Source organism: Actinomadura barringtoniae, from assembly GCF_017573505.1.
GTDB lineage: Bacteria > Actinomycetota > Actinomycetes > Streptosporangiales > Streptosporangiaceae > Spirillospora > Spirillospora barringtoniae.
Genome location: NZ_JAGEOJ010000001.1, coordinates 56,959 through 82,278 on the forward strand (window position 1 = coordinate 56,959; position 25,320 = coordinate 82,278).

At 70.0% G+C, this 25,320-nt stretch carries 23 protein-coding genes; 6 read left to right on the forward strand and 17 right to left on the reverse strand.

Going from position 1 to position 25,320, the window contains the following annotated elements:
• Nucleotides 1-1,080, reverse strand: coding sequence for a hypothetical protein (locus J4573_RS00280; RefSeq protein ID WP_208253140.1), 1,080 nt, complete (start codon nt 1,078-1,080; stop codon nt 1-3).
• A 63-nt stretch (nt 1,081-1,143) separates the two neighbouring features.
• The gene (locus J4573_RS00285; RefSeq protein WP_208253141.1) at nt 1,144-3,759 is read right to left on the reverse strand and encodes a valine--tRNA ligase; all 2,616 of its coding nucleotides are present in this window, start codon (nt 3,757-3,759) and stop codon (nt 1,144-1,146) included.
• Between the two features lie 124 nt (nt 3,760-3,883).
• On the opposite strand from J4573_RS00285, the gene J4573_RS00290 reads away from it, so the two are divergent.
• The 3 genes from J4573_RS00290 (at nt 3,884) to J4573_RS00300 (ending at nt 6,508) form a co-directional block, all read left to right on the forward strand.
• Nucleotides 3,884-4,834 (forward strand): hypothetical protein, encoded by a 951-nt coding sequence (locus J4573_RS00290; protein WP_208253142.1) that lies wholly within the window; start codon nt 3,884-3,886, stop codon nt 4,832-4,834.
• A 242-nt stretch (nt 4,835-5,076) separates the two neighbouring features.
• Complete coding sequence (locus tag J4573_RS00295; RefSeq protein WP_208253143.1) at nt 5,077-5,892, forward strand: sensor histidine kinase; 816 nt, start codon at nt 5,077-5,079, stop codon at nt 5,890-5,892.
• Complete coding sequence (locus tag J4573_RS00300; RefSeq protein WP_208253144.1) at nt 5,855-6,508, forward strand: response regulator; 654 nt, start codon at nt 5,855-5,857, stop codon at nt 6,506-6,508. The genes J4573_RS00295 and J4573_RS00300 overlap by 38 nt, the downstream gene beginning before the upstream one ends.
• Before the next feature lie 79 nt (nt 6,509-6,587).
• On the opposite strand, the gene J4573_RS00305 is transcribed toward J4573_RS00300, so the two are convergent.
• From J4573_RS00305 to J4573_RS00315, 3 genes are read right to left on the reverse strand one after another with little or no spacing between them, the layout of a single operon-like run.
• Nucleotides 6,588-7,025 (reverse strand): ArsR/SmtB family transcription factor, encoded by a 438-nt coding sequence (locus J4573_RS00305; protein WP_208253145.1) that lies wholly within the window; start codon nt 7,023-7,025, stop codon nt 6,588-6,590.
• 17 nt (nt 7,026-7,042) lie between these two features.
• Entirely contained in the window at nt 7,043-8,170 is a 1,128-nt protein-coding gene (locus J4573_RS00310) for a serine hydrolase domain-containing protein (RefSeq protein WP_208253146.1), read from the reverse strand.
• Between the two features lie 55 nt (nt 8,171-8,225).
• Nucleotides 8,226-9,104, reverse strand: a complete 879-nt coding sequence (locus J4573_RS00315; RefSeq protein ID WP_208253147.1) for an alpha/beta fold hydrolase — start codon at nt 9,102-9,104, stop codon at nt 8,226-8,228.
• A gap of 55 nt (nt 9,105-9,159) precedes the next feature.
• On the opposite strand from J4573_RS00315, the gene J4573_RS00320 reads away from it, so the two are divergent.
• Nucleotides 9,160-9,690, forward strand: a complete 531-nt coding sequence (locus J4573_RS00320; protein ID WP_208253148.1) for a helix-turn-helix domain-containing protein — start codon at nt 9,160-9,162, stop codon at nt 9,688-9,690.
• Here J4573_RS00320 and J4573_RS00325 read toward each other — a convergent pair.
• Nucleotides 9,644-10,402, reverse strand: a complete 759-nt coding sequence (locus tag J4573_RS00325; protein ID WP_208253149.1) for an enoyl-CoA hydratase/isomerase family protein — start codon at nt 10,400-10,402, stop codon at nt 9,644-9,646. The two genes, J4573_RS00320 and J4573_RS00325, sit on opposite strands and share 47 nt — an antisense overlap.
• A 58-nt stretch (nt 10,403-10,460) precedes the next feature.
• Nucleotides 10,461-10,871 carry an ATP-binding protein gene (locus J4573_RS00330; RefSeq protein ID WP_208253150.1) on the reverse strand — a complete coding sequence of 137 codons (411 nt, stop codon included), beginning with the start codon at nt 10,869-10,871 and terminating at the stop codon, nt 10,461-10,463.
• 143 nt (nt 10,872-11,014) lie between these two features.
• On the opposite strand from J4573_RS00330, the gene J4573_RS00335 reads away from it, so the two are divergent.
• Nucleotides 11,015-11,782 (forward strand): DUF5919 domain-containing protein, encoded by a 768-nt coding sequence (locus J4573_RS00335; protein WP_208253151.1) that lies wholly within the window; start codon nt 11,015-11,017, stop codon nt 11,780-11,782.
• Here the strand turns inward: J4573_RS00335 and J4573_RS00340 are convergent.
• The 9 genes from J4573_RS00340 to tig form a co-directional block, all read right to left on the reverse strand.
• Entirely contained in the window at nt 11,761-12,543 is a 783-nt protein-coding gene (locus J4573_RS00340; RefSeq protein ID WP_243772269.1) for a phytanoyl-CoA dioxygenase family protein, read from the reverse strand. The genes J4573_RS00335 and J4573_RS00340 overlap by 22 nt on opposite strands.
• Entirely contained in the window at nt 12,536-12,697 is a 162-nt protein-coding gene (locus tag J4573_RS53490; RefSeq protein ID WP_307796475.1) for a MarR family transcriptional regulator, read from the reverse strand. The genes J4573_RS00340 and J4573_RS53490 overlap by 8 nt, the downstream gene beginning before the upstream one ends.
• Nucleotides 12,698-12,757: 60 nt before the next feature.
• Complete coding sequence (locus J4573_RS00350; protein WP_208253152.1) at nt 12,758-13,732, reverse strand: D-alanyl-D-alanine carboxypeptidase family protein; 975 nt, start codon at nt 13,730-13,732, stop codon at nt 12,758-12,760.
• A gap of 59 nt (nt 13,733-13,791) precedes the next feature.
• Nucleotides 13,792-15,084, reverse strand: coding sequence for a sensor histidine kinase (locus J4573_RS00355; protein ID WP_208253153.1), 1,293 nt, complete (start codon nt 15,082-15,084; stop codon nt 13,792-13,794).
• Between the two features lies 1 nt (nt 15,085).
• The gene (gene cseB, locus J4573_RS00360) at nt 15,086-15,835 is read right to left on the reverse strand and encodes a two-component system response regulator CseB (protein ID WP_208253154.1); all 750 of its coding nucleotides are present in this window, start codon (nt 15,833-15,835) and stop codon (nt 15,086-15,088) included.
• Between the two features lie 258 nt (nt 15,836-16,093).
• The gene (gene clpX / locus J4573_RS00365) at nt 16,094-17,368 is read right to left on the reverse strand and encodes an ATP-dependent Clp protease ATP-binding subunit ClpX (protein ID WP_208253155.1); all 1,275 of its coding nucleotides are present in this window, start codon (nt 17,366-17,368) and stop codon (nt 16,094-16,096) included.
• 173 nt (nt 17,369-17,541) lie between these two features.
• Nucleotides 17,542-18,192, reverse strand: a complete 651-nt coding sequence (locus J4573_RS00370; RefSeq protein WP_243772339.1) for an ATP-dependent Clp protease proteolytic subunit — start codon at nt 18,190-18,192, stop codon at nt 17,542-17,544.
• A gap of 65 nt (nt 18,193-18,257) precedes the next feature.
• Complete coding sequence (locus tag J4573_RS00375) at nt 18,258-18,890, reverse strand: ClpP family protease (RefSeq protein WP_243772340.1); 633 nt, start codon at nt 18,888-18,890, stop codon at nt 18,258-18,260.
• 325 nt (nt 18,891-19,215) lie between these two features.
• Complete coding sequence (tig, locus tag J4573_RS00380) at nt 19,216-20,742, reverse strand: trigger factor (protein ID WP_208253156.1); 1,527 nt, start codon at nt 20,740-20,742, stop codon at nt 19,216-19,218.
• A 252-nt stretch (nt 20,743-20,994) separates the two neighbouring features.
• Between tig and J4573_RS00385 the strand changes: the two genes are divergently transcribed.
• Nucleotides 20,995-22,089 (forward strand): DMT family transporter, encoded by a 1,095-nt coding sequence (locus tag J4573_RS00385; RefSeq protein WP_243772271.1) that lies wholly within the window; start codon nt 20,995-20,997, stop codon nt 22,087-22,089.
• Between the two features lie 121 nt (nt 22,090-22,210).
• Here J4573_RS00385 and J4573_RS00390 read toward each other — a convergent pair whose 3' ends face one another.
• Nucleotides 22,211-25,234: an ABC transporter substrate-binding protein gene (locus J4573_RS00390; RefSeq protein WP_208253157.1), complete on the reverse strand. Its 3,024-nt coding sequence runs from the start codon at nt 25,232-25,234 to the stop codon at nt 22,211-22,213.
• Nucleotides 25,235-25,320: the final 86 nt, after the last annotated feature.

Genomic DNA, 25,320 nt, shown 5'->3' on the forward strand with positions numbered 1-25,320 from the left:
TCAGAAGCGCTTGTCGAGGTCGCCGCGCATCTTGCCCATGAGCGCCGCCATGCCCGCGATGTCGGGGATCGGCGTCGGCATGTTGGTGGCGATCACGCCGAACGAGCCCTTCGTGGCCCAGGCGCAGTAGACGTGCACGTCGCTGAGGACCTGGAAGGTGCCGCACACCGCCTGGCCGCCGCCCTTGCCCGGCGCCTCGGTATTGGCGGTGAGGGCCGTGCTCGGCTTGACCTTGTTGAGGAACTCCAGCGGGTCGCCGGTGTCGGTGACGCCGCCGACGAACAGGAGCTGCTGCGGGCCCACCAGCGGCGCGGAGTAGACGGCGACGGCGTTGCCCGGCTCGTCGGCCCCGGCGGCGCGCACGCCCGCCATGACGAACGGGTAGGCGGCGGTGGCGGCGGGCAGTGCCGTGGTCCTGTTGAGGCCGCCCGCGACGCCGGCCGCGCCGACGACCCGCTTCTTCTGCACGGGCGTCGCGGTGCGGCCGTCGGCGGGCTTGAGGATCAGGTAGCCCGCGACCGCGACGATCACCAGCCCGACGCCGACGGCGAAGATCGCGCCGAACACCCCGGCCGTGGAGCGCTTCTTCCTGGGCCGGTCGGACGGCATCACCGGGTAGCCGCCGGACGTCTGCGGCCCCGGCTCCAGCACCGGGTAGCCGCCCGAGGTCAGCGACCCCTCGGACATGATCGGATATCCCCCGGTGCCGCCGTTGGCTCCGGAGGCGTACGCGTCCTGCCGCACGACCGGATAGCCGCCCGAGGCCAGGGACTCGTCGCTCACGATCGGGTAGCCGCCGGACGCCACCGGCTCGTCGTGGATGACGGGGAACCCGCCCGTGCCCGACATGCCGTCCGGCAGGTCGTCCGGCACGATCGGGTACCCGCCGGTGTTCGACGGGTCGTCCGAGACGATCGGATAACCGCCCGAGGCCGACACCGACGCCGGCGGGTCGGAGGGCGCCCGCATCCACCAGGGACCGTGCCCCGGATCGTCCAGCCCGGCGTGACCGGGGTCGTCGAGACCCGCGGCGTCCTCCGGCGCATCGGGCATGTCCGGTTGGGCAACCGACTCCGCCATCTCACCCCCAGCGTCGACAATCCCGCCCATAAATGCTCACCGGGATCGTAGCCGGAGATCCACTCACGCGCCGGGCAGAGCGGCCAGCTGGGCCTCCAGGCGCCGGATGTCGCTCTCGGCCTGGGCCAGACGCTCACGGTTCTTGGCGACGACGTTCTCGGGCGCCTTGGCCATGAACGCCTCGTTCCCCAGCTTCTTGTTGGTCTGCTCGACCTCCTTGCGCGCCGCGGCCAGGTCCTTCTCCAGCCGCTTGCGCTCGGCCGCGACGTCGATCGCCCCGGCGGTGTCGAGCTGGACCGTCACGCCCTCGACGGGCAGCGAGGCGGTCGCGGAGAACGCGTCGCCGGGCGGCGTCAGGCGCAGGAGGGAACGGATGCCCTCCTCGTGGCCGGCCAGCGGCGAACCGTCGAAGCTCAGCGCGGCCGCGACCTTCTGGCCGGGCTTCAGGCCCTGGTCGGCGCGGAACCGGCGGACCTCGGTGACCAGGCGCTGGAGCGACTCCACGATCGCCGTGGCGTCCTTGTCCAGCCGCGCCTCGTCGGCGGACGGCCACTCGGCCAGGACGAGCGTCTGCTCGCCGGTCAGCGACGTCCACAGCTCCTCGGTGACGAACGGGGTCACCGGGTGGAGCAGCCGCAGCAGCGTGTCCAGCACCTCGCCCAGCACGCGCCGGGTGTTGTCGGCGCGGTGGTCGTTCAGCTGCACCTTGGACAGCTCGACGTACCAGTCGCAGACCTCGTCCCACGCGAAGTGGTAGAGCGTCTCGCAGGCCTTGGCGAACTCGTAGTTCTCCAGCTGGTCGTCCACCTCGGCCACGACCGTGTTGAGGCGCGACAGGATCCAGCGGTCGATCGTGGTGAGCTCGCCCTCGGCGGGCAGCTCGCCGCGCACGTGCGCGCCGTTCAGCAGCGCGAAGCGGGTGGCGTTCCACAGCTTGTTGCAGAAGTTGCGCGAGCCCTGCGCCCACTCCTCGGCCACCGGGACGTCGCCGCCGGGGTTGGCGCCGCGCAGCAGGGTGAAGCGGGTCGCGTCGGCGCCGTAGCGCTCGATCCAGTCCAGCGGGTCGACGACGTTGCCGAACGACTTGGACATCTTCTTGCCGTGCTGGTCGCGGACCATGCCGTGCAGGACGATGGTCTTGAACGGCTCGACGCCGTCCATCGCGTACAGCCCGAACATCATCATCCGGGCGACCCAGAAGAACAGGATGTCGTAGCCGGTGACGAGCGCGGACGTCGGGTAGAAGCGCTTCAGGTCGGCGGTCTCGTCCGGCCAGCCGAGCGTGGAGAACGGCCAGAGCGCCGAGGAGAACCAGGTGTCCAGGACGTCGGTGTCCTGCGTCCAGCCTGCGGGCGGCTCCTCGTCGGGACCCGCGCAGAACGTCTCGCCGTCCGGGCCGTACCAGACCGGGATGCGGTGACCCCACCACAGCTGGCGGCTGATGCACCAGTCGTGCATGTTGTCGACCCAGGCGAAGTAGCGCGCGGCCATCTCCGGCGGGTGGATCTTCACGCGGTCGTCGCGGACGGCGTCACCGGCCGCCTTGGCCAGCGGCTCGACCTTGACGAACCACTGCAGCGAGACGCGCGGCTCGACGACCGTGGAGCAGCGCTGGCAGTGGCCGACGGCGTGCTCGTACGGGCGGATCTCCTTGACGATCAGGCCCTGCTCGCGCAGCGCCGCGACCACGGCCGGACGCGCCTCGAAGCGGTCCAGTCCCTCGAAGGGGCCGTGCGCGGTGATCACGCCGCGCTCGTCCAGGATCGTGATCGAGGGCAGCGAGTGGCGGCGGCCGATCTCGAAGTCGTTCGGGTCGTGCGCCGGGGTGACCTTGACCGCGCCGGTGCCGAACGCGGGGTCGACGTGCTCGTCGGCCACGATCGGGATGCGGCGGCCGGTCAGCGGCAGCTCGATGTCGGTGCCGACCAGGTGCCTGTAGCGGTCGTCCTCGGGGTGCACGGCCACGGCGGTGTCGCCGAGCATCGTCTCGGCCCGGGTCGTCGCCACCACGACGTCGTCGGAGTAGCGGATGGAGACCAGCTCGCCCTCGCGGTCGGCGTGCTCCACCTCGATGTCGGACAGGGCCGTCAGGCAGCGCGGGCACCAGTTGATGATCCGCTCGGCCCGGTAGATCAGCCCGTCCTCGAACAGCCGCTTGAAGATCGTCCGGACGGCGCGGGCGCGGTCGTCGTCCATGGTGAACGCCTCGCGGGCCCAGTCGACGCTGTCGCCCAGCCGCTTCATCTGGCCGAGGATCCGGCCGCCGGACTCGGTCTTCCACTGCCAGACCCGGTCCACGAACGCCTCGCGGCCGAGGTCGTGGCGGGACAGGCCCTCCTTGGCCAGCTCGCGCTCGACGACGTTCTGGGTGGCGATCCCGGCGTGGTCCATGCCCGGGACCCAGGCGGTCTCATGCCCCTGCATGCGGCGCCGCCTGATCAGCGTGTCCTGGATCGAGTGATCCAGGGCGTGACCCATGTGCAGCGATCCGGTGACATTGGGCGGGGGGATAACAATCGAGAACGCGGGGGCCTCGGGGTGCCGAGCAGCGTCGGCGGCGAAGTAGCCTGCGGATACCCAGCGTTCGTAGAGCCTGCCCTCGACGTTCGCCGGCTGGTACTGGGTGGGCAGGTCGACATCGGCGGCCCCCGGGCCGCTCTGACTGCTGGGCTGTGTCACGGGCCCAGATTCTACGGGGAGGCGGCAGGTAGAACGCGCCGCCTCGGACAAGCGTCAAAAGAAGAGCACTAACGGCCGGTAGGTCCTTCGCGTGAGCCCGCCCGGCGCTAGAGGAGATGACGACATGAGCGGTTGGAACCCCCCGCCGGGCCAAGGCGGTCAGGGTGGCTACGGCCAGCAGCCTCCGCAGGGTCCGGGTGGGTACGGCCAGCAGCCGCCTCAAGGCCCGGGTGGATATGGGCAGCAGCCTCCGCAGGGCCCCGGCGGCTATGGGCAGCAGCCGCCTCAGGGGCCTGGGGGCTATGGCCAGCAGCCCCCGCAGCAGCCGGGTTGGGGCCAGCCTCCGGGCGGTCCCGGTGGCCCCGGTGGCTATGGCGGGCAGCAGCCGCCTCCCCCCGGTGGCGGTTACCCGCCGCCCGGCGGGATGCCCGGCGCCCCGCCCCCGTACGGCCAGCCGACCAGCCCGTACGGCCCGCCCAAGCGCAAGTCGAGCGCCGGCCTGATCATCGGCCTGGTGGGCGGCGGCCTGGTGCTGGTCGTGGTCCTGGTGATCGTGGTCGTCGCCGTGTCCAGCAGCGGCGGCGGCAAGAAGTACGACATCGGTACCCCCTCGACCGCCGCGGGCCTGTCCCGCGACACCGCCACCGAGGCGGGCCTGTCGACCACGATCTCCTCGATCCGCAGCCAGATGGAGACCTCGGCCCGGGGCAAGATCGACTCGTTCAGCTCCGCGTTCTACAAGGACCCGAGCGGCACCTCCAGCGGCACCACCCCGGCCGGCGTGATGTTCATCGGCGGCACCGGCGACCTGGGCGGCCAGTCCGACGACTTCATCAAGGGCTTCAAGGAGGCCGCGTCCCGCACCGGGACGCCCGCCACCGACACCGACCCGGGCTCGCACGGCGGCCACGCCGCCTGCGCCCAGATCAGCCGCGTCGGTGTGACGATCTCCGAGTGCGCCTGGGCGACCGACAGCACCTTCGGCGTGGTCGTGCCGACCTCGCCCAACTCCTCGGTGTCCTCCACCGCCGACCTGATGCGCAAGTTCCGCGACGATGTGGAGACCGAGAAGTAAGTCTCCGCGGTGAGACTTTCCTGATCGCCGAGTAACGATCTGATCACCGGCCGGAGCGGCCGGGGACCGGCTGCCGGCCGGCGTGCGTCCAAGGTTCCGGATGCGCGCCGGCCGAGCCGTTTTGAAGATCAGAATGCGTTTTCCCGTACCGGCCGGGACACAGGTCACCTGACATCGGGTCACCGCGGCAGGCAGGGTGTCCGGGACATCCGCACACCGGCGCGCAACGGGAAGGGGGCGGGATGCGAGTCGCACTGGCGCGCACGGCCGGGTTGGCCGGGGCGTTCGCGGCCGGCGCTACCGCGGCGCACATCACGAGCATCCCGCACCTGGTGCGGCTCACCGCGAGCCTGCGCCGATCGCGCGCGAGCATCCTGGCGGCCCACGAGGAGGAGCGGCGGCGCCTCCGGCACGACCTGCACGACGGGCTGGGCCCCACGCTGGCCAGCCTCGCCATGTCGCTCGACGAGGCCCGGATCGCGCTGGTCAAGGATCCCGACCGGGTGGAGCCCATGCTGGCCGAGCTGCGCGACCGGCTCGCCGACACCGTCGGCGACGTCCGCGAGATGGCGCACGGCCTGCGCCCGCCCGCGCTGGACGACCTCGGCCTGGTCGCCGCGATCGAGTCGCTCGCCGAGGGCACCTGTGAACGGGTGGACGTGCGCTTCGACGGCGACCCCGACGGCCTGCCCGCCGCCGCGGAGGTCGCCGCGTACCGGATCGTGGAAGAGGCCCTGACCAACGTGCGCAGGCACGCCCGCGCGGCCTCCGCGATGGTCCTGATGAGCCGCGGCATCGATCTGCGGCTGATGGTCGCCGACTCCGGGCCGGGCCTGCCCGAGCGGCCCAAGAACGGCTCGCGCTGCACGCGCGGCCTCACCGCGATGCAGGAATGGGCCGCCGAGCTCGGCGGCGGGTGCACAATCACCTCTCGTGCGGGGGGCGGAACCGTGGTGTCCGCGCGACTGCCCCTGACACTGCCCGATACGATCGGTTTTCGATCCGTAAAGGCGGGCGATCATGAGCACAGAGGCCATCCGCGTTCTCATCACCGATGACCACCCTGTCTTCCGGCAGGGTCTGAAGGGTCTGCTGGTGGCGCTCGGCGTCGAGGTCGTCGCCGAGGCGGAGAGCGGCCCCGAGGCCGTACGGCTGGCGGCCGAACTGCAGCCCGACGTGGTGGTCATGGACCTCCACATGCCGGGCGGCAACGGCATAGAGGCCACCCGGACCATCACCCGCACCAGCCCCCGGATCGGCGTCCTGGTGCTGACGATGTTCCGCGACGACGACTCGGTCTTCGCCGCCATGCGCGCCGGTGCCCGCGGCTACCTGCTGAAGGAGTCGGGCGCCGAGGAGATCGCGCGGGCCGTACGTGCGGTCGCGGCGGGCGAGGCGATCTACGGCCCGGAGATCGCGCGCCGGGTGCTGGCCTACTTCACCGACATGCCCGACCCGCGCCAGGCCGCGTTCCCGCAGCTGACCGAGCGGGAACGGGAGGTGCTGGAGCTGATCGCCCAGGGCCGCAGCAACGCCGACATCGCCGCCGCGCTCTTCCTCAGCCAGAAGACCGTGCGCAACCACGTGTCCAACATCTTCATGAAGCTGCACGTGGCCGACCGCGCCCAGGCGATCGTGCTGGCCCGCGAGGCGGGCCTGGGCGGCAACGCCTAGGGAGCCAGCGGCGACACCTAGGGAGCCGGCGGCGACGCCCAGGGACCAGCGGCGATGCCTGACGGTCCGACCGTTCGGGCTACAGGTCTTCGCCTTCGACGGCCGGGGTGCTGCAGCGGTCGTCCTCCGGCGGCGGGCCCATCCCGATCGTCAGGGTCTCGGGCTGCGGCTCGGGGATGGCGAGCAGGCCGGTCAGGCGCTTCAGCGTCGCGGGCCGCAGCCAGTAGTAGACCCACGTGCCGCGGCGCTGCGACTCGATCAGCCCGGCCTCGCGCAGCACCCTCAGGTGATGGGAGATGGTCGGCGCGGTCACCCGGAACTCGTCGGTGAGCTCGCAGACGCAGACGCCCGCGCCCTCCCGGCGGCCGTTGCGATGGGCGCCGATCAACGACAGGAGGCGGAGGCGGATCGGGTCGCCCAGCGCCTTGAACATCCGCGCCAGCTCGTGTGCTTCGCGCTCGCCGACGGCCTCCTCGACCAGGGGCGAGCAGCACACGAGACCCACTTGTGTCTGCATGGAACCAATCTGACACGTCAGGCGGCGTACTGCCAGAAATCGTGCATGTGCTGGGGCTGGACGGGGCCGTTGGCCGCGAGTTGCGTGAGCAGGATCGTCACGGTGCCGGTGGACGGGGTGAGGTGCGCGGCCGTTCCGGTGCCGCCGACCCAGCCGTAGCGGCCCGGGACGTTCCACGGATCGACGGGCGCGACGTCGACCGAGCCGCCATAGCCCCAGCCTTGGCCCTCCAGGTAGAGCGCGCCGCCGTCGCGCTGCGCCTGCGTCAGCTGGTCGGTGGTCATCAGCCGTACGGACTCGGGTGACAGCAGGTCGCCGCCGTTGGCGAGCAGCATCCTGGCGAACGTCAGCCAGTCGTCGGCGGTCGAGACCAGGCCACCGCCGCCGGACGCGAACGCCGGGAGGGTGCTCCACTGGCCGTCCGGCCCGTCGAGCAATTCCAGGCCGTCGTTGTAGTAGCCGGTGAAGCGGTCGCGATCCGCGGCCGGAACGGCGAAGCCGGTGTCCTTCATGCCGAGCGGCTCGAAGATCCGCTCGGCGAAGAAGTCCGGCAGGGTGCGGCCCGTGACCCTGGCGATCAGGACGCCTTGCAGGTCGGAGCCGGTGTGGTAGAGGAAGGCCTCGCCCGGCTGGTGGAGCAGCGGGATCTTGGCATACGCGGCCATCCATTCGTCGGGCGGCGAGACGCGCTGCGGATCGCGGCCGTGCTTCTGCTGCCCCTGCTCGGCGAGCATCGCCACCTGCGGCGCCGACATCAGCTCGGCCGCGGGCCAGCCGAGGCCGGAACGGAAGGTGAGCAGGTCCTCGACCGTGATCGGGCGGAGGGCCGGGACCACGTCGTCGACCGGGCTCTGCGGCGTCCGGACGACCATCGGCGCCGCCAGCTCGGGCAGCCACCTGCCGATCGGGTCGTCCAGCGCGATCCGGCCCTCCTCGACCAGCATCATCACCGCCGTGGCGGTGATCGGCTTGGTGATCGAGGCGATCCGGAAGATCGAGTCCCGGGCCATCGGGATGCCGCGTTCGAGGTCGGCCGACCCCGCCGTCGCCACCTCGACCCGGTCGCCGCGCGCCACCAGGCCCACGGCCCCGGGCAGCGTCCGGTCGTCCACGTACCTCTGCAGAACGTCATGCAGCTCGGTCATCAACCCACCTTCTCGTATGCGCGGTCGATGAGGAGACTCCGGGCGGATCAGAAAGTCATCGCGCGGCGGTGAGGAGATCGTCGATGGCGTGGAGTACGGCGTCCCGCCGTTCCTCGTGCGGGTAACCGTGCCCGGCGTCGTCGAGAACGCGGTGCTCGCCGCGCGGGACCGAGGCCGCGAGCCGGGCGTGGAGGTCGAGCTTGGTCTCGTGGGTCTTGCGCACGATCTCCTCGGACCAGAGCGCGGCCTGGGTGGCGTCGTGGCCGGCGGCGGTGATCACGATGAGCGGGACGTCGGGCAGGGCCGGGGCGTTGCGAAGCTCGTCGGAGACCTCGTCGTAGAGGTTGTTGTCCTCCAGCATCGCGTTCCGCCAGGAGGCGAGGCGGTAGTCGACGAGCGGACCGCGCACGTCGTCCGGCCAGGCGGCGAAGTGCTTGTCCAGGGTTACCCGCGCCTGTTGAAGCTGTTCCGCGGTCAGGTCGGGCAGATCCTCGGGGCGCTTCATCTGCTCTAGCTTGTCCAGGACTTCCTGGGGAGCGTCCGCGGTGAGGTCCTCGTGGAAGGGGTCCAGCAGGAGCAGCCCTGCCACGTCGTTCGGGAAGCGGGCCGCGAAGAGCCTCGCATAGACACCGCCTAGCGAATGTCCGACCAGCACGTACGGGCCGGGCACTTCGGCCACCCGCAGGACGTCGCTCAGCTCGGCGGCCACGGCCGCGCCCGTACGAGGCAGTGGGGCCCGGTCGCTCCAGCCCGTGCCCGCCCGGTCGTAGATGACGCTCGTGGTCACCTCGGCTACCCGGTCGTGGGTGTTGATGTAGTCCAGCCCGACCAGGCCCGCGCCCGGGAGGAACACCACCGCCGGTCCCCCGCTTCCGGTCCGGTACAGCATCAGCCGGCGGTCTCCCACCTCGTACAGACGACCCAACGGCGGCATCGCGCCCTCCATTCTCAACTTTGAGAAAGGTATCAGTCATGAGAACATGAGCGCCATGGACACGGTCGACCTTCTGGTGCACCCGGTACGGCTGCGCATCGTGCACGCGCTCTCGGGCGACCGGACCCTCACCACGACCGACCTGTGCGCCCTGCTCCCGGATGTCTCGAAGGCCACCGTCTACCGGCACGTCGCGCTCCTGGCCGACGCCGGCGTCCTCACGGTCGCGGGCGAGCAGCGCGTCCGGGGCGCGGTCGAACGCAGCTACCGCCTGGACCGCGCCCGTGCCGCGCTGAACGCCGAGTCGGCCACGCCCGACGACCACCGCCGCGTATTCGCCACCGCCATGGCGATCCTGCTGGCCGAGTTCAATGCCTACCTGGACCGCGATCCCGACCCCGCCGCCGACGCGGTCGGCTACCGGCAGCACGCGGTCTGGCTGAGTCCCGCCGAGCTGAACGACCTGATCAGCGGCATGCGCGAGGCGATCGTTCCGCACCTGTCGAACGAGCCGTCACCCGAGCGGACCCGGCACCTGCTCAGCCCGATTCTGTTCCCCGCCGAGGACTCACCGTCCGGTCCATGAACGCCTGGATCCGCCCGTCGGTGGCCGCCCTCGCCCAGAGCTCCTCGACCATCGGCTCGTCGATCGCGTCGATCCGCGCGTTCGCCTCCCGCCGGAACTGGGCCTTGGTGTGGCGGAAGGTGTCGGCCGGGATGGCGGCCAGCTTCCCGACCGCGCTCAGCGCCCGTTCCGTGAGCGCGTCCGGCTCGCACACCTCGTCCACGAGCCCGAGCTCCAGCGCTGCCCCGGCATCGTGGTTGGCGCCGTCAAGGATCAGTTGGCGGGCTCTGACGGACCCGACCGCGAATCCCATGATCTCCAGCGCCGACCGCGGAAACGGCACTCCGACCAGCAGCTCCGGGACGCCGATCGTTCCACCCGCCATGACCCGGTGATCGCACGCCGCCGCGAGCACGCAGCCGCCCGCGATCGCGTGCCCGTTGATCCCCGCGACCACCGGCTTGCCCAGATCGAAGATGGCCCGGAACGCTCCGCCGAGCGCGGGCAGGTACTCCTTCACGTAGGCGCCGCCGCCCTCGACCACCCGCTTCAGGTCGACGCCCGCTGAGAACGCCCGACCGCTCCCGGTCAGCACCACCCCCCGCGCGTCGCCCTCGTCCAGGTCGCGCATCGTCCGCTCGATCGCCTGGCAGAACTCCAGGTCCAGGGCGTTCACCTTGCCGTGGGCCAGCCGCACGACCGCGATCCCGCCCACCACGTCGACCTCGATCACCGCGTTCTCCCGCCTCGCGAACCAGACCTTCCGGGCATCATGACACCGTCGGCCAGCCTCAGGTGCCGACGTCCCGCAGCCACATCGCCCAGATGGTCTTGCCGCCCCCGCCCCGCGGATCGATGCCGAACTTGTCGGCCATGTGGGAGGCCACCCACAGTCCCCGCCCGCCCTCCGCCTCCAGGTCCAGCCCCTTCGGCATCTCGGGAATGACGTTCGAGCAGTCCCAGACCTCCAGCCGCAGCCAGATGCCGCGCAGGTAGAGGCCGATCTCCACCTCGCTGCCCGGCACCTCCTTCCAGGCGTTGGTCACCAGTTCCGTCACCACGAGGGCGACGGTCGGCGCCAGCCGCGAGAGACCCCAGTTCTCGAGTGCGACCTCGGCCAGCTTGCGCGGAACCCGTACCGTTTTCGCATCGATGCTCAGAACGAGCCGGTAAGAGCGGTCGTCCGGAATACCTGGGGGCATATCGTCTCCGAACTGCAGGCCGTAATCCCCTCTCAGACTGCCGCCGGTCGCGGGACGGTCACACAGCGTTCTCGGGACGTCTGGGACGTTTCCAGCTACCTTCAACAAAGGTCCCGACTGTCCTACGCTCAAGGCGGACGACAATGCCGAACGACGCACTCCGGCAAGCCATGGCCGAGGCTCACCTCACGGAAGCGGCTCTGGCCGAACGGTGCGGCGTGGACACCAAGACGGTCAGTCGCTGGGTGGCCAGCGACGGGCGTCTTCCGCACGCCAGGCATCGATGGGCGGCGGCGGAGGCGCTAGGAGTTGATGAGGCCATGCTCTGGCCGCACGGCATCCGCAGGAACCTCAAGACCGGACCCGATCGGGAGATCGTCGCCACCTACCCCTACCGTTCCGCCTGCCCCCGATCGGTATGGCGGACCCTCATCACCGACGCCGAGCAAGAGCTGACCTTCGCCGGCTTCACCAACTACTTCCTCTGGCTGGAGCAGGCCAACCTGGGCACGGCCCTGCGCCGCAAGGCCGAACGAGGCTGCCGCGTACGTTTCCTGGTGGGCGACCCCGACGGCGAGGTCACCCGCCGCCGCGAGGCGGTCGAAGGCGTTCCCCTGACCGTGGGCACCCGCATCCGCATCACGCTGGCCGAGCTCAGCAAGCTCGACGGCACCCCCAACCTGGAGGCCCGCTTCGGCGACGAGCACATCGCCATGAGCGTCTTCCGCTTCGACGACGACATGCTCGTCACGCCCCACCTGGCCCGCCTGGTGGGGCACGACTCCCCGATGCTCCACCTCAGGCGCTGCCAGGAGGACGGCCTCTTCGACCGCTTCGCCTTCCACGTCTCCGAACTCTGGGACATGGGCCGCCCGGTAGACCTTTCCGCCTACGCGGCCCCACCCGAGTAGCCGAGCCTGAGCCGGATCGCCTCCTCGACAGCCGAGTAGCGGCCATCCGCCCGTTCCAGAGTCAGTTCCGCATCGCCGGCAGGCTGAAGGGGCGGCTGCGCCATGAAGCGCGGCTCGTTCCCCCGATGCGGCTGCGCGGCATGCACCAGGAACGGGTGGCACAGGTAGACGTCCCCCGCCCGTCCCGTCGCGTACGCCACACGCCGGTGCTCGCTCGCGGGAACGGCCTGCCTCGCCAGCCCCATGAACGAGAGCCCCTCATCACCGGCGCCCTTCAGGATCGCCGGCACATCCAGATGCGAGCCCACCCGCACACGCGTGGGCGCGTCGTTCTCCCCCACGTCCGAGAACAGAAAGAGCATCAGCAGCCGCCGTCCCCTCGACGCCAGGTTGATCCGGTAGCTCATGAAGTCGGAGGGGTCCTCCCCCGGGAAACTCCCCTCCACGTGCCAGCCGTCATCGCCGGGCGCGTCATCGCTGGGGAAGCGCACGGGAAACGTGCCCAAGCTGCCGCGCGCCGCCCATCGTCCCTCCCCGACCAGCGCATCGAACGCTTCATGCAGGCGCGGCGTATTGGCGGCCTCCCGGAAGGGCTCCTGCACGTAGTCGCCCAGCCGGACCACCGGCTGAGTCCAGGTGGACCGGTCGCCCGAATCCGCCCCCGTATCCCGCCACAGAATCTCCCGGCACGCCGTCACAAGCTCCCCAGGAACCGCCTGCTCAAGTCGCACGAAGCCGTCGCGGATGAAGTCGTCACGCATGATCCCCAGCATGCCGACCCGCCCCCGCGGGCGGCCAACCAATTTCAGACCCCGAGGACCTTGGCGAGCGGCGATCGTCCGGGTTGCGCTCGCGCCGGACGAATCCAGACCGTTCCAGGTCGTCACACAGGTTCACCATGACGCTGCGGTCGATGCGCCCGCCACCAAGTCCTCCACTGGGACCGCTGGTGACGAGGCAGGACGAGGCAGAACGCTAGGGGCGGGCGGCGACGATGCGCTGGGCGGCGGTGACGAGGCGGTGACTCCTGATCACGGCCGCCGCGAGAGTCTGTTCGGCGGGCTTGCCCGTCAGCTGGCCGAGGACCACCCCGAAGATCAGGGGACTGCGGCCGTTCTCCGGGTCGGAGTGGGCGGCCCACATGAGGCAGCCGCCCGAGGAACTGCTGGAGCCGGTCTTGAGGCCGATCACCCCGGACTTGCCGAGCAGCCGGTTGGTGTTGTCGACCGGTCCCTCGATGCCGGGGACGATGACGCTGGGCGTGGCGACGATCGCGCGCAGGACCCGGTCGCGCATGGCCCGGCGGGCGAGCTTGAGCTGGTCGGCGGCGGTGCTCCGGGTGTCGGTCTCGTAGCCGCTCGCGCCCGTGTAGCGGGTGTCGGTCATGCCGAGGGCGGAAGCGGCCCGGTTCATCTTCTGGACGAACGCCTCCTGGCTGCCCGAGTCCCAGCGGGCGAGCAGGCGGGCGACGTTGTTCCCGGACGGCAGCAGCATCAGGTAGAGCAGCTGGCGCTCGGTGAACCGCTGTCCCTCGCGTACGGGAGCGGTCGACTCGTCACGGTGCCCGGCCTCCTTGGCGGCCTGGCCGTCCACCGTGATGGCAGGCCCCTCCGCCGAGCCGCGCAGCGGGTGGTCCTTGAGGATCACATAGGCGGTCATCACCTTGGTGAGGCTGGCGATCGGCACGGGCTTCCGGTCGCCGCTGGAGCCCAGCTCCCCGACGCCCTCGGCATGCACGATCGACTGACCCTCGTCCGGCCAGGGCATTGTGGACGTGCCCGGCCTGCGGTCCTTGGTGTCCCGGCCACCGGTGACCATCGCGTACGAGTAGGGCAGCATGGCGGCCAGGGGGATGAGCAGAGCCGCGGCGACGAGCAGGTGGGCGAGGGGGCTGCGGAAGCCGAACCGGACGCCCGTGCCGGAGTCGGAAGCCTTCCTTGGTAGGTCCATGCCGACCAAGGTGCGCGAGCCGGTCATCCGCGGCGCCGCGACCGCGGCTCAACCAGTGATCAGCTGTGTATCGGCCGTGTATCAGCCTCGGGCAGCCGGAGAACGGCCACGGCGCCGCCGTCGGGAGCGTTGGCGAGGGTGAGGTCGGCGCCGAGCACCCGGGCCTGGCCCAGGGCGATCGTCAACCCGAGCCCGTGCCCGCGCCCGCGTTCGGCAGCCCCGGTCCGGAACCGCTGCGGCCCCTCGTCCAGCAGCACGGCGGGAAAGCCGGGCCCGTGGTCGCGGACGACGATCGTGGCGCCGTCCACCCGGACCTCGACCGGGGCGCGGCCGTGCTTGTGAGCGTTGCCGACGAGGTTGGCGACGATCCGGTCCAGCCGGCGCGGGTCGGTGTGCACGGTGGCGGTGTGCCCGGTCGCGGTGTGCCCGGTCGCGGTGTGCCCGGTGGCGGGGCCGGTGGTGAGGAACGAGTCGAGGCCCGTTCGCGCGAGGGAGTCCTCGACGACCGCCACCAGCGGGACGGCGCGGAGATCGGCCTCCTCGGCCCCGGCGTCGAGCCGCGAGATCTCCAGCAGGTCCTCGACGAGCCCTCGCAGCACGCTCACCCGGTCGCGGACGAGCGTGGTCGCCTCGCCGTCCGGCAGCAGCCCGGCCGAGGTGACCAGGCCCATCAGCGGGGTCCGCAGTTCGTGGGCGACGTCGGCGGTGAAGCGCTGCTCGGTCAGCAGGCGCCGCTGCAGGGACGCGGCCATCGAGTCGACCGCCTCGGCGATCGCCGCGATCTCGTCACCGCCGCGCCCGCCGCCGATCCGGGCGTCCAGGTCCCCGCCGGCGATGCGCCGGGCGGTGCCGGCCACGCGGCGCATGCGGCGGCTGAGGAACTCGGTCGCCGCGGCGGCGAACGGAACCACGACCAGAAGGGCGACCAGGACGGCCTTGACGATGCTCCGGTCGAAGGCCTGGAGGCTCTCCTGCCTGGGGCTCATGTCGATCCTGGCGGCCACGACCTTGCCCTCGAACAGCTGCCCCGCCCACATCCACGGCCCGCCCGGCGACTGGTCGTCGTACCAGGCGGCGGGCCAGCCGTGTTCGGCGCCCAGCCGGCGGAGCTGCGAGGGGACCCCGACTCCGACCTGCAGCGCTTTCTTCTTCGGGCTGGATCCCGTGTCGGCCACCGCGGCCTGCACCGCCTCGATCGCCTCTCTCTTGCCCTCGTCCTGCTGGCGTTCGGCGGTGGCGCGGTGCACGAGCAGGCCGACGACCAGCGCGACGGCGCAGGACGACACGGCCACCAAGGCGGCGATCTTCCAGCCCAGCGAACGCCAGTTGAGCAGTGCCCGGACGGCCTCCATCTCAGCGCCTCAGCTTGTAGCCGAAGCCGCGGACGGTCTCGATCCGCTCGGCGCCGATCTTGCGCCGCAGCCGCTGGACGCACAGGTCGACGACGCGGCTGTCGCCGTCCCAGCCGTAGTCCCACACGTTGCGCAGGAGCGTCTGGCGGTCGAGCACGATGCCCGGGTGCGCGGCGAACTCCAGGAGCAGCCGCAGCTCCGTAGGCGACAGTTCGATCCGTTCGCCGCCCCGGAACACCTCCAGGGAGGCGGTGTCGAGGGTGAGGTCGCCGAAGCGCAGCCGTTCGGCCGCATGATCGGCCGCGGGTTCGGCGGCCGGAACGGCGTCGGGGGTGAAGCTGGCACGCCGCAGCAGCGAGCGGATGCGGGCCACCAGCACCGGAACGTCGACCGGCTTGACCACGTAGTCGTCGGCTCCCGCCTCCAACCCCGTCACCACGTCGAGGGCGTCACCGCGGGCGGACATCATCAGGATGGGCACCAGGCTGACCTCCCGCACCCCGCGGGTGAGGCTGATCCCGTCCAGCTCGGGCAGCATCACGTCCAGGAGCAGCAGGTCATGGCCGCCCTCGCGGGCCCGTTCCAGGCCGGTCATGCCGTCCGCGACGGCGGTCACCGCGTAGCCGTACCGTTCCAGCGCCATCGTGACCGACTTGCGGATCACCTCGTCGTCCTCGACGAGCAGCACCGCCACCGGGGCCTGCGCGGACGCCGCACCGCCGGCGGATGCCGCACCGCCACCGTTCGCCATGCCGTCCCCTCCCACCGCGATACGTCGCCCGCCCGCCGGTGTCCCGCCGACCGCTGTCCCGCCTGCCGGTGTCCCGCCCGCCGATGTCTCGCCGACCGCTGTCCCCTGCCGATTCCCTTGATCGACGTTACCGGCCGTGAGGTGGCGGCGGTGACCACCGGAAGGGGGACGGAGGGGAACGGCGCCTCATACCGTGGGCCTACACGGCGAAGGAGCAGTGGGCCGCGTTCGCGGGCCACTGCTCCTTGGGATCGTTCGCTATGCCGACTTCTCGCGAGGCTCGCGCTTGGTGCGCTCGCGGGGGACGAGGGTCGGGTTGACGTGCTCCAGGACCGCCTCGCGGGTGATGACCACGCGGGCCACGTCCACGCGGGAGGGGACCTCGTACATCACCGAGAGGAGGACCTCCTCCATGATGGCGCGGAGGCCTCGGGCGCCCGTGCCGCGGAGGATGGCCTGGTCGGCGATCGCCTCGAGGGCGTCGTCGGTGAACTCCAGGTCGACACCGTCGAGCTCGAAGAGGCGGTGGTACTGGCGCACCAGCGCGTTCTTGGGCTCGGTGAGGATGTTGATCAGCGCCTCGCGGTCCAGGTTGTGGACGCTGGTGATGACCGGGAGGCGGCCGACGAACTCGGGGATCATGCCGAACTTGAGGAGGTCCTCGGGCATGACGTCCGCGAGCACGTTCACCGACTCGTCGAACTCGGTCTTGGAGCGGATCACGGCGCCGAAGCCCATGCCCTGCTTGCCGACGCGGGATTCGACGATCTTCTCCAGGCCGGCGAAGGCGCCGCCGCAGATGAACAGGACGTTCGTCGTGTCGATCTGGATGAACTCCTGGTGGGGGTGCTTGCGGCCGCCCTGGGGCGGAACGCTCGCGGTGGTGCCTTCCAGGATCTTCAGCAGAGCCTGCTGGACGCCCTCGCCCGAGACGTCGCGGGTGATCGACGGGTTCTCGCTCTTGCGAGCGATCTTGTCGACCTCATCGATGTAGATGATCCCGGTCTCGGCCTTCTTGACGTCGTAGTCGGCCGCTTGGATGAGCTTCAGGAGGATGTTCTCGACATCCTCGCCTACGTAGCCTGCCTCCGTCAGCGCCGTGGCGTCCGCGATGGCGAACGGGACGTTGAGGAGTTTGGCGAGCGTCTGCGCGAGCAGCGTCTTGCCCGATCCGGTCGGACCCAGGAGAAGGATGTTCGACTTGGCCAGCTCGACCGCGTCGTCTCGTGAGTTGTCGCCGGACTGGATGCGCTTGTAGTGGTTGTAGACGGCGACCGACAGGGCCTTCTTCGCCGTGTCCTGCCCGATGACGTAGGAGTCCAGGAACTCGTAGATCTCCCGCGGCTTGGGCAGGCTGTCCCACTTGAGGTCGGAGGTCTCGGAGAGCTCCTCCTCGATGATCTCGTTACAGAGATCGATGCACTCGTCGCAGATGTACACGCCCGGACCCGCGATGAGCTTCTTGACCTGCTTTTGGCTCTTTCCGCAGAACGAGCACTTGAGCAGGTCACCACCGTCGCCGATGCGTGCCACCCAACTGTCTCCTTTTCGTGGGGCCGCCCGCCTGAGAGGTTGCGGCGCAGCTCGGTTGCGTCCCGAAGGCTCTCGACGTTGGACTCGACGTTACCGCCTCCAACGGACTTGGTAAGCCCCTCGCCCGGAAGTGTGACGACCGGGCTGGGGGTCTCCCTCGTCCGTATGCCGTCTCAGGACGACACTACCTCGGCTCGCTTCTTCCTGCTGGAGAAGACATCGTCGATCAGACCGTACGCCTTGGCCTCGTCCGCTGTCAGAATTTTGTCACGTTCGATGTCGTGCCGGACGTCATCGATGGTCTTGCCGCTGTGCTTGGCCAGGATCTCCTCGAGCAGCTCGCGGATCCGCATGATCTCGCGGGCCTGGATCTCGATGTCGCTGGACTGGCCGTAGGTGCCCTCGGTCGCCGGCTGGTGGATCAGGATCCGGGAGTTGGGCAGCGCGGCCCGCTTCCCCTGGGTCCCGGCGGCGAGGAGAACGGCGGCGGCCGAGGCGGCCTGGCCGATGCACACGGTCTGCACGTCCGGCTTGACGAACTGCATCGTGTCGTAGATCGCCGTCATGGCGGTGAACGAGCCGCCGGGCGAGTTGATGTAGATCGAGATGTCGCGGTCCGGGTCGATCGACTCCAGCGTGATCAGCTGGGCCATCACGTCGTTGGCCGACGCGTCGTCGATCTGGACGCCGAGGAAGATGATCCGCTCCTCGAAGAGCTTGTTGTACGGGTTCATCTCCTTGACCCCGTACGTGGTGCGCTCGACGAAGGACGGGATGATGTAGCGGTTGTCGACGGGCATCGGGGCCCGCCCACCGGCCGCCATCACATCGGTGATGTTCGGCCTGATCAGGTCGCTCACTGCATGCCTCCGATAAGTGATTCAGGTCGTCAGGAGACGGGGCCCTCGGAGGGCACCTGGGTCGCGCTCTCCACCACGTGGTCGACGAGGCCGTAGTCCTTGGCCTCGGCGGCGGTGAACCAGCGGTCGCGGTCGGAGTCGCGCTCGATCTGCTCCAGCGACTGGCCGGTGTGCTCGGCGATCTTCTCCGCCAGCGTCTTCTTCACGTAGAGCATCTGCTCGGCCTGGATCTTGATGTCCGAGGCCGTGCCGCCGATGCCGCCGGACGGCTGGTGCATCATGATCCGCGCGTGCGGCAGGGCGTACCGCTTGCCGGCGGTGCCCGCGCACAGCAGGAACTGTCCCATCGACGCGGCCAGGCCCATGCCCACCGTCACGATGTCGTTCGGGACGTACTTCATGATGTCGTAGATCGCCATGCCGGCGGTGACGGAGCCGCCGGGCGAGTTGATGTAGAGCGTGATGTCGCGGCGGCCGTCCTCTGCGGACAGCAGCAGCAGCTCGGCGCAGATGCGGTTGGCGATGTCGTCGTCGACCTGCTGGCCGAGGACGACGATGCGCTGGCGCAGCAGGCGCTGGAAAAGCTGCTCGCCCAGAGGGAGCAGGGGCGCTTCGGCCACCCGCGCCTGGATCGGCGACGACTCATCGAAAGTCGGAGGCATGCTCACCGGGTGTTCCTCCGGTCCTTTAATCGGTTCGGATGATTGGACATTAACGCGCTGACGGCACCGTTCACGCCGCGAGGGCCGCCTTTTCGCCAGGGGCGTACCGGAGCATCAAGATCTCGGAAACGGGAACAAGAACGCCCCGTACCCCTTCGCGGGGGTACGGGGCGTTCGACGACGAACCTGAGGGCGGCCTGGAGACGGCCTGAGAGGCCCCTGAAGGGCACCCCAGGGCCGTACGGCACCTCGCGAGGCGTTCAGCGGCCCTGAGCCTTCACACCGGCTCTGGAGCGCGCCGACCGCGCTGCGTGCGCTGAGTGCGTCAGGCGTCCTTCTTGGCCTCGGCGGCCTCTTCGGCGTCCACGGCCTCGGCGGCGGCCGCGTTGGCCTCCTCGGCGGCCTTGGCGTCCGCGGCGTCGGCCTCGGCGGCGTCCTCCGCGTCGTCGGCGATCTCCTGGGCCTCGGCGGCGACCTCGGCCTCGGCATCGGCCTCGCTCTCGACCTCGATCGTCTCGCCGGTCTCACCGTTCAGCTCGGTGCGCACGGCGTCGACGTCGATCACGTTGCCGGACTCGTCCTTGATCACGACGTTCTCGACCACGAGGTTGAGGGCCTTGCTGCGCAGGACCTCCGACACGATCGCCGGGAGCTGGTTGTTCTCGGTGAGGTACTGGGCGAGCTGCTGCGGCTGGACGCCCATCTGCATCGCCTGCGTGACGACGTACTCGCTGAGCTCCTCGTTCTCGACGCCGAGCTCCTCCTGGACGGCGAGCTGGTCGAGCACGAAGCCGCCCTTGACCGCCAGCGCGGCGGCGTCGGCGACCTCCTTGTCGAACTCCTCCTCGGACTTCTCCTCGTCCTTGAGGTAGTCCTCCTTGGTCATGCCGGCCATCTGGAGCTGCTGCTCCAGCTGCTGGTTGCGGCGGGAGATCTCCTCCTCGACCACCTTGTCGGGCAGCGGGATCTCGACCTTCTCCAGCAGCGCCTCGAGGGCCTTGTCGCGGGCGTCCGACAGCTGCTGCATCTTGACCTGGCGGCCGAGCCGGGTCTGCACGTCCTCGCGGAGCTCGTCGATGGTGTCGAACTCGCTGGCCATCTGGGCGAAGTCGTCGTCCAGCTCCGGCAGGTTCTTCACCTTGACGCTCTGCACGGTGGCGGTGATCTCCGCCTCCTCGCCGGCGTGCTCGCCGCCGACCAGGGTGCTGGTGAACGTCTTGCTCTCGCCGGCCGACAGGCCGACCAGTGCGTCGTCCAGGCCCTCGACGGCCGACTTGCTGCCGACCTCGTAGGAGTAGCCACTGGTCGAGGCGTCCTCGACCTCCTCGTCGCCGATCTTGGCGGCCAGGTCGATGGTGGCGAAGTCGCCCTCCTCGACGGCCCGCTCGGCGGTGGTCAGCGACGCGAACCGCTCGCGCAGGTTGTCGATGGTCTCGGCGATCTGGTCGTCGGTGACCTCGGCGTCCTCGACGGTGACCTCGAGGCCGTCGTAGTCGGGCACGTCGAACTTGGGCCGGATGTCCACCTCGGCGGTGAACGCGAACTGGGTGCCGTCCTCGAGTTCGGTGACCTCGACGTCGGGCTGCCCGAGCACGAACAGCTCGCTCTCCTCGACGGCTCGGCCGTACAGCTCGGGAAGCGCGTCGTTGACCGCCTCCTGCAGGACCGCACCCCGGCCTACGTACTTGTCGATCAGCGGAGCGGGGACCTTGCCGGGCCGGAAGCCCTTGATCCGCACCTGCTGCGAGATCTCCTTGTACGCCTTGTCGAGGTTCGGCTTGAGCTCGTCGAACGGAACCTCGACGGTGAGCTTGACCCTCGTGGGGGTCAGCTCCTCGACATCGGTCTTCACTGGGGTAGGTCTCCTTGATCGGGCGCTGTCTCGGCCGACGGCGTTCGACGCGTGCTCAGCCAGTCAGTCTCTGGTGGGCGCGGGCACGCCGAGAACCGGCTCCGCGCCTTCGCGCGCCAAGTCTATGGGGTACGGAAGCCCGGTGCGGACACTGGTGGCCAGGAAGCTAGTGCAAACCCGCCTGAAGTTTCGTGTAACCGATGCATTACAGGCATGTGACACGCGGGACCGCAGACTGCATACTCGTTCGGGATGAACGGGATAGTTGCGGCCTTTGTGGCGACAGGGCTGTATTACGTCGGGTTCGCCATCTTCAAGCTGGCGGCCGACCGGATGGAGCCCATCCGCGGAAACCGGATCCCGCACATGGTCTGGACGATCGTGTCCAACTGGGTCTTCCTGCTCGGCCTGGCCCTGGTCCTGTGCGGACTCAGCCTGCAGATCCTCGCGCTCAGCAAGGAGTCGCTGGGCATCGCAGTGCCGATCTTCATGTCCGGCGTCATCCCGCTGATCATCATATCGATGATCTTCTTCGGCGAGCGGCTGACCGGGCGCGAATGGCTGAGCCTGCTGCTCATCGCCGCGGGCATGGCGCTGCTCACACTGTCCATCGGCAACCCGCCGCCGATCGAGGCCGTGGACGTGCCGGCATGGAAGCTCGGCGTCGTGGTCGGCCCGGCCATCCTGGTGCCACTGCTCATCATGGTCTTCGGCGACTACCGGCCCGACGGCCGGCACGCCCGGCCGGTCACCGGCATCGCGTACGGGCTGAGCTCGGGCTTCCCGGTCGGCACCGCGGAGCTGGCCATCAAGGGCTGGAGCGACTCGGGCTCCAAGGGCCTCAGCATCCTGGCCACCCCGTACCCCTACGTGACCGTGCTGGCCGCGGGGCTGGGCTTCGGCATCATGGTGATGGCCTTCCAGCGTTGCCGCGTCGCCATCGTCGCGACCGTCATGACGGTCGCCGCCAAGTCGTACCTCCTGCTCATGGGCACGTTCATGTACGACGAGCCCTGGCCGAGCGACGGCGGTCACTTCAGTCTCCGCCTGGCCGCGCTCGTGCTCGGCGCGATCGGCGTCCTGCAGTTCCCCCGGCACCGCCCGGTGGAGAACATCGAGCCGTACGAAGAGGTCCCGGCCGCGCAGGCCACGCAGCCGCCTCCGGGGATGGTGTTCCCGCAGGCCCGCGACCCGCTGGCGGGCGTTCCCCTGTCCGCGCCCACCCCCTACCCCGGCCAGCAGGCACCGCCGCCGCAGGCCCCGCCGCCGCGCAGCCCGTACGCCGAGGACCCGCTGGGCCAGTACCGCAACCAGCCCGGCGAGCAGAACCGCCGCTACCCCCGCTGACCGATCCCGGCCTGGCAGTCTGCCGTCTCGCCAGGCCTGCTGGCCTGTGCTCCCTAGGCCTGCTGGTCTGGCGTAGGGGTCCCCCGTCGTCTCGGCGGTCTCCCGGCGTCCTGGAGTGCGGCTACCTGAGGCCGATATGGGACAGGTCGTAGCCGCCGAAGTAGCGGTCGATCTTCAGGTTCGAGGTGCGGGTGCCCCGGTAGAAGAGCTCCTTGGGGAAGGCGATGGGCAGGATCGCCGCCTGCTGCATCACCTGGTCGTTGAGCTCGTTCGCCAGGCGCTGGCGCTCGGTCGGGTCGGTGGTGCGCTTGATCTGGTCGATCTTCGCGTTGATGGCGGGGTCGTTCAGCTGGGCGTAGTTGGTGCCGCTGTTGGTCGAGGTGAGGGTCCGGCCGTCGACCAGGGGACCCAGGTATCCGACGGCGGTCGGGAAGTCCGGGCCCCACGTGAGGCCCATCAGGCCGATCTGGTTCTTGCTCACGAACTGCGGGTTGCCGATGTTGGTCAGGTAATCCTTGAACGTGTAGCTCTTCACCGTCGCCGAGATGCCGGCCTTCTTCAGAGACGTCACCAGGACCTGCACTGTGGCCATGTCCTGCGGCTTGTCCGAACGTCCCGCGACGCTGATGGGGAAGCCGTCCGGCTTGCCGCACTGTTTCAGCTCGTCCCGGGCCTTGGCGGTGTCCCCGCTCGTTCCTGCCGGGTAGGGGTCGGGGCGTGCGGCACCGGGAATCGTCGGGGGGAGCAGGGAAGTGGCGGGCTCGGCGATAGAGCTGCCGCCGAGGGCGGAGACCATCGCGCCCCGGTCGACGGCGTACTCGACCGCGCGGCGGCAGTGCACGTTGTCGAGCGGCTTGGTCTTGGTGGAGATGAAGAAGAACGGGACGAAGCCGCTGTAGGCCAGGTCGGCGTTCACCTTCAGGCTCGCGTCGGCAAGGATCTTGGCGCGGACGGACGGGCCCACTCCCTTGGCCTGGACCGCGAGGTCGGTCTCGCCGCTCACCAGCTGGTTGTCCAGCGCGTTCGTGTCACCGCCGAGGGTCAGTGAGATCTGGTCGGGCAACTGACTGCGGGTGGGGTCTGTGCTCTGGTCCCAGGAGGGGTTGCGGACGAGGGTGAGCGACTTGTTCGGCTCGTACGCCTCGACCCTGTAGGGCCCTGTGGACACCGGCTTGCGCTCGTAGTCGGCGCCGTTGTCGGTGTCCTTGGCGGCCGGTACGGGAGCGGTCTGCGGCATGGCCACCAGGTAGTCGAACTCGGAGTTCGCCTCCTTCAGGTGGAAGACGACCGTGGAGTCGTCAGGTGTGGTCACGCCGGTGAACTTGTTGAGGTCCTTCTCCTTGTACGGGCCCGGGTAGGAGCCGGCGTCCAGCGTCGTCATGAAGTAGGACGGGCCGTATGGCAGCTTCTCCCGGTCGAAGGTGCGGGCGACGGCGTACTTGACGTCCTTGGAGGTGACCGGCGTCCCGTCCTCGAACTTCACGCCCTGCCGCAGCTTGTAGGTCCAGGTCTTCAGGTCGCTGCTGGGCGAGCCCGGGCTGGCCGCCAGGTCCGGGATCGGCGTTCCGGTGGCGGACTGGCCGTTATCGAACGCCATGAGCGGCCGGTAGAGAAGCCGGTCCAACTGCCAGCTGGCGCTGAAGTAGGCCTGGGCCGGGTCCAGGTAATCGAACGAGGGCATGCTGAGGCGCAGCGATCCCCCGCGCTTGTCGGACTTGTTGGCGACCGTGTTGATGGCGGCGTTGAAGCCCGTGGCCGAGGTGGTCGTGTCGTCGCCGCCGTCGTCCTTCTTCTTGTCCTTGGGAAGGTTGACGAGCACGACCGTGATGCCCGCGACGAGGGCCACGGCTGCTGCGGCGGCCGCGACCGGTATCCAGGGGCGCCGCTTCATGAGCCCGGCGCCGGTTTTGGTGGTCGGCGGTGACGTCTGGCCCCCGGAGGCCGGAGTCGTGGGCGGCCCGTAGTACGCGCCCTGCCCTTGATAGGGAGCCGGCGCCGGGGGCGCCGCGCCGACGCCCTGGAAGGGGGAAGGCGGTGGCGTGGCGGAGCCGCCGCTATCGGCCGGACCAACGGCCCACGGGACCGGGGGCGGCTGCAGAACGCCAGGCTGCTGGTGGGCTGCCTGCTGCTGTGGGTGTTGCTGCTGCTGTTGGTGTTGCTGCTGCTGCTGCGGTGGCTGCTGCTGATAGGGCTGCATCAGGCTGGCGGCCGGGCGTTCCCCGCGGAGCATCTGGAGCACCTGCTCGGCGTCCGGCCGCATCCTGGGGTCCTTGGTCAGCGCGTTCGCCACGACCTCGCGGAGCAGGGGCGGGAGCGGCCCGAGGTCCGGCGGCGCGTTCAGGATGCGGTGCATGATCGCCGGGATGGAGTCCTGGCCGAACGCGGCCAGGCCGCCCGCCGCGTAGACCATCGTCCCGCCCCAGGCGAAGACGTCGGCCACCGCGGTGATCTCGCCGCCCGCGAGCTGCTCGGGCGCCATGTAGGCGGGCGTGCCGATGACGCCGCTGGTCATCGACGCGGTGATGTCCAGCGCCCGCGCGATGCCGAAGTCGATCACCCGCGGGCCTTCGGCGCCGAGCAGCACGTTGCCGGGCTTGAAGTCGCGGTGCACCAGGTGGGCGCGGTGGATGGCGGCGAGCGCCTCCATCGTGCCGGCGGCCAGGCGTTCCAGCGCGACGCCGCTGATCGGCCCGCCGTCCCGTACCGCCGCGAGGAGGGACGGGCCGTCCACGTACTCGCTCACGATGTAGGGGACGTCGGCCTCCACGTCGGCGTCCAGCACCGCGGCCGTGTGCGGGCCGACGACCCGCTTGGTCGCCGAGAACTCGCGCGCGAAGTGGCGGCGGGCCCGCGGATCGCGGTTGAGGTGCGCGCGGAGCAGCTTGATCGCTACCAGCTGCTCCGCGGGCACCTCGACGTCGTCGGCCGGCTCGGCGTCCGCGCCCGAATCGGCCTTCTGCTGCGGAACGTCGTCGGCCGCGTCGCCATCGCCATCCCCATCGCCGGATTCCGCGGATTCGCCTTTGGCCTCGTCCTTGAAGCCGAGGTAGACGATGCCTTGCCCGCCTTCACCGATGAATCCGGTCAGGCGGTACGGACCGATGCGCTCTGGATCGCTTTCGCGCAACGGCAGGACTGTCGGCATCGTGCTGCCCCCGGTTGTCGCTGAACGTATGACCGGGCAATCATTCCGTGGACATATGCGGTTATGGAAGTGGTGTAGAGCGTTCC

Bases quoted from the DNA above. Each gene is read 5' to 3' on its own strand.
- J4573_RS00280 (WP_208253140.1), bottom strand. From the start codon at position 1,080: ATGGCGGAGTCGGTTGCCCAACCGGACATGCCCGATGCGCCGGAGGAC.
- J4573_RS00290 (WP_208253142.1), top strand. From the start codon at position 3,884: ATGAGCGGTTGGAACCCCCCGCCGGGCCAAGGCGGTCAGGGTGGCTAC.
- J4573_RS00295 (WP_208253143.1), top strand. From the start codon at position 5,077: ATGCGAGTCGCACTGGCGCGCACGGCCGGGTTGGCCGGGGCGTTCGCG.
- J4573_RS00300 (WP_208253144.1), top strand. From the start codon at position 5,855: ATGAGCACAGAGGCCATCCGCGTTCTCATCACCGATGACCACCCTGTC.
- J4573_RS00305 (WP_208253145.1), bottom strand. From the start codon at position 7,025: ATGCAGACACAAGTGGGTCTCGTGTGCTGCTCGCCCCTGGTCGAGGAG.
- J4573_RS00310 (WP_208253146.1), bottom strand. From the start codon at position 8,170: ATGACCGAGCTGCATGACGTTCTGCAGAGGTACGTGGACGACCGGACG.
- J4573_RS00315 (WP_208253147.1), bottom strand. From the start codon at position 9,104: ATGCCGCCGTTGGGTCGTCTGTACGAGGTGGGAGACCGCCGGCTGATG.
- J4573_RS00320 (WP_208253148.1), top strand. From the start codon at position 9,160: ATGGACACGGTCGACCTTCTGGTGCACCCGGTACGGCTGCGCATCGTG.
- J4573_RS00330 (WP_208253150.1), bottom strand. From the start codon at position 10,871: ATGCCCCCAGGTATTCCGGACGACCGCTCTTACCGGCTCGTTCTGAGC.
- J4573_RS00335 (WP_208253151.1), top strand. From the start codon at position 11,015: ATGCCGAACGACGCACTCCGGCAAGCCATGGCCGAGGCTCACCTCACG.
- J4573_RS00340 (WP_243772269.1), bottom strand. From the start codon at position 12,543: ATGCGTGACGACTTCATCCGCGACGGCTTCGTGCGACTTGAGCAGGCG.
- J4573_RS00350 (WP_208253152.1), bottom strand. From the start codon at position 13,732: ATGGACCTACCAAGGAAGGCTTCCGACTCCGGCACGGGCGTCCGGTTC.
- J4573_RS00355 (WP_208253153.1), bottom strand. From the start codon at position 15,084: ATGGAGGCCGTCCGGGCACTGCTCAACTGGCGTTCGCTGGGCTGGAAG.
- cseB (WP_208253154.1), bottom strand. From the start codon at position 15,835: ATGGCGAACGGTGGCGGTGCGGCATCCGCCGGCGGTGCGGCGTCCGCG.
- J4573_RS00370 (WP_243772339.1), bottom strand. From the start codon at position 18,192: ATGGCGGCCGGTGGGCGGGCCCCGATGCCCGTCGACAACCGCTACATC.
- J4573_RS00375 (WP_243772340.1), bottom strand. From the start codon at position 18,890: ATGCCTCCGACTTTCGATGAGTCGTCGCCGATCCAGGCGCGGGTGGCC.
- J4573_RS00385 (WP_243772271.1), top strand. From the start codon at position 20,995: ATGAACGGGATAGTTGCGGCCTTTGTGGCGACAGGGCTGTATTACGTC.
- J4573_RS00390 (WP_208253157.1), bottom strand. From the start codon at position 25,234: ATGCCGACAGTCCTGCCGTTGCGCGAAAGCGATCCAGAGCGCATCGGT.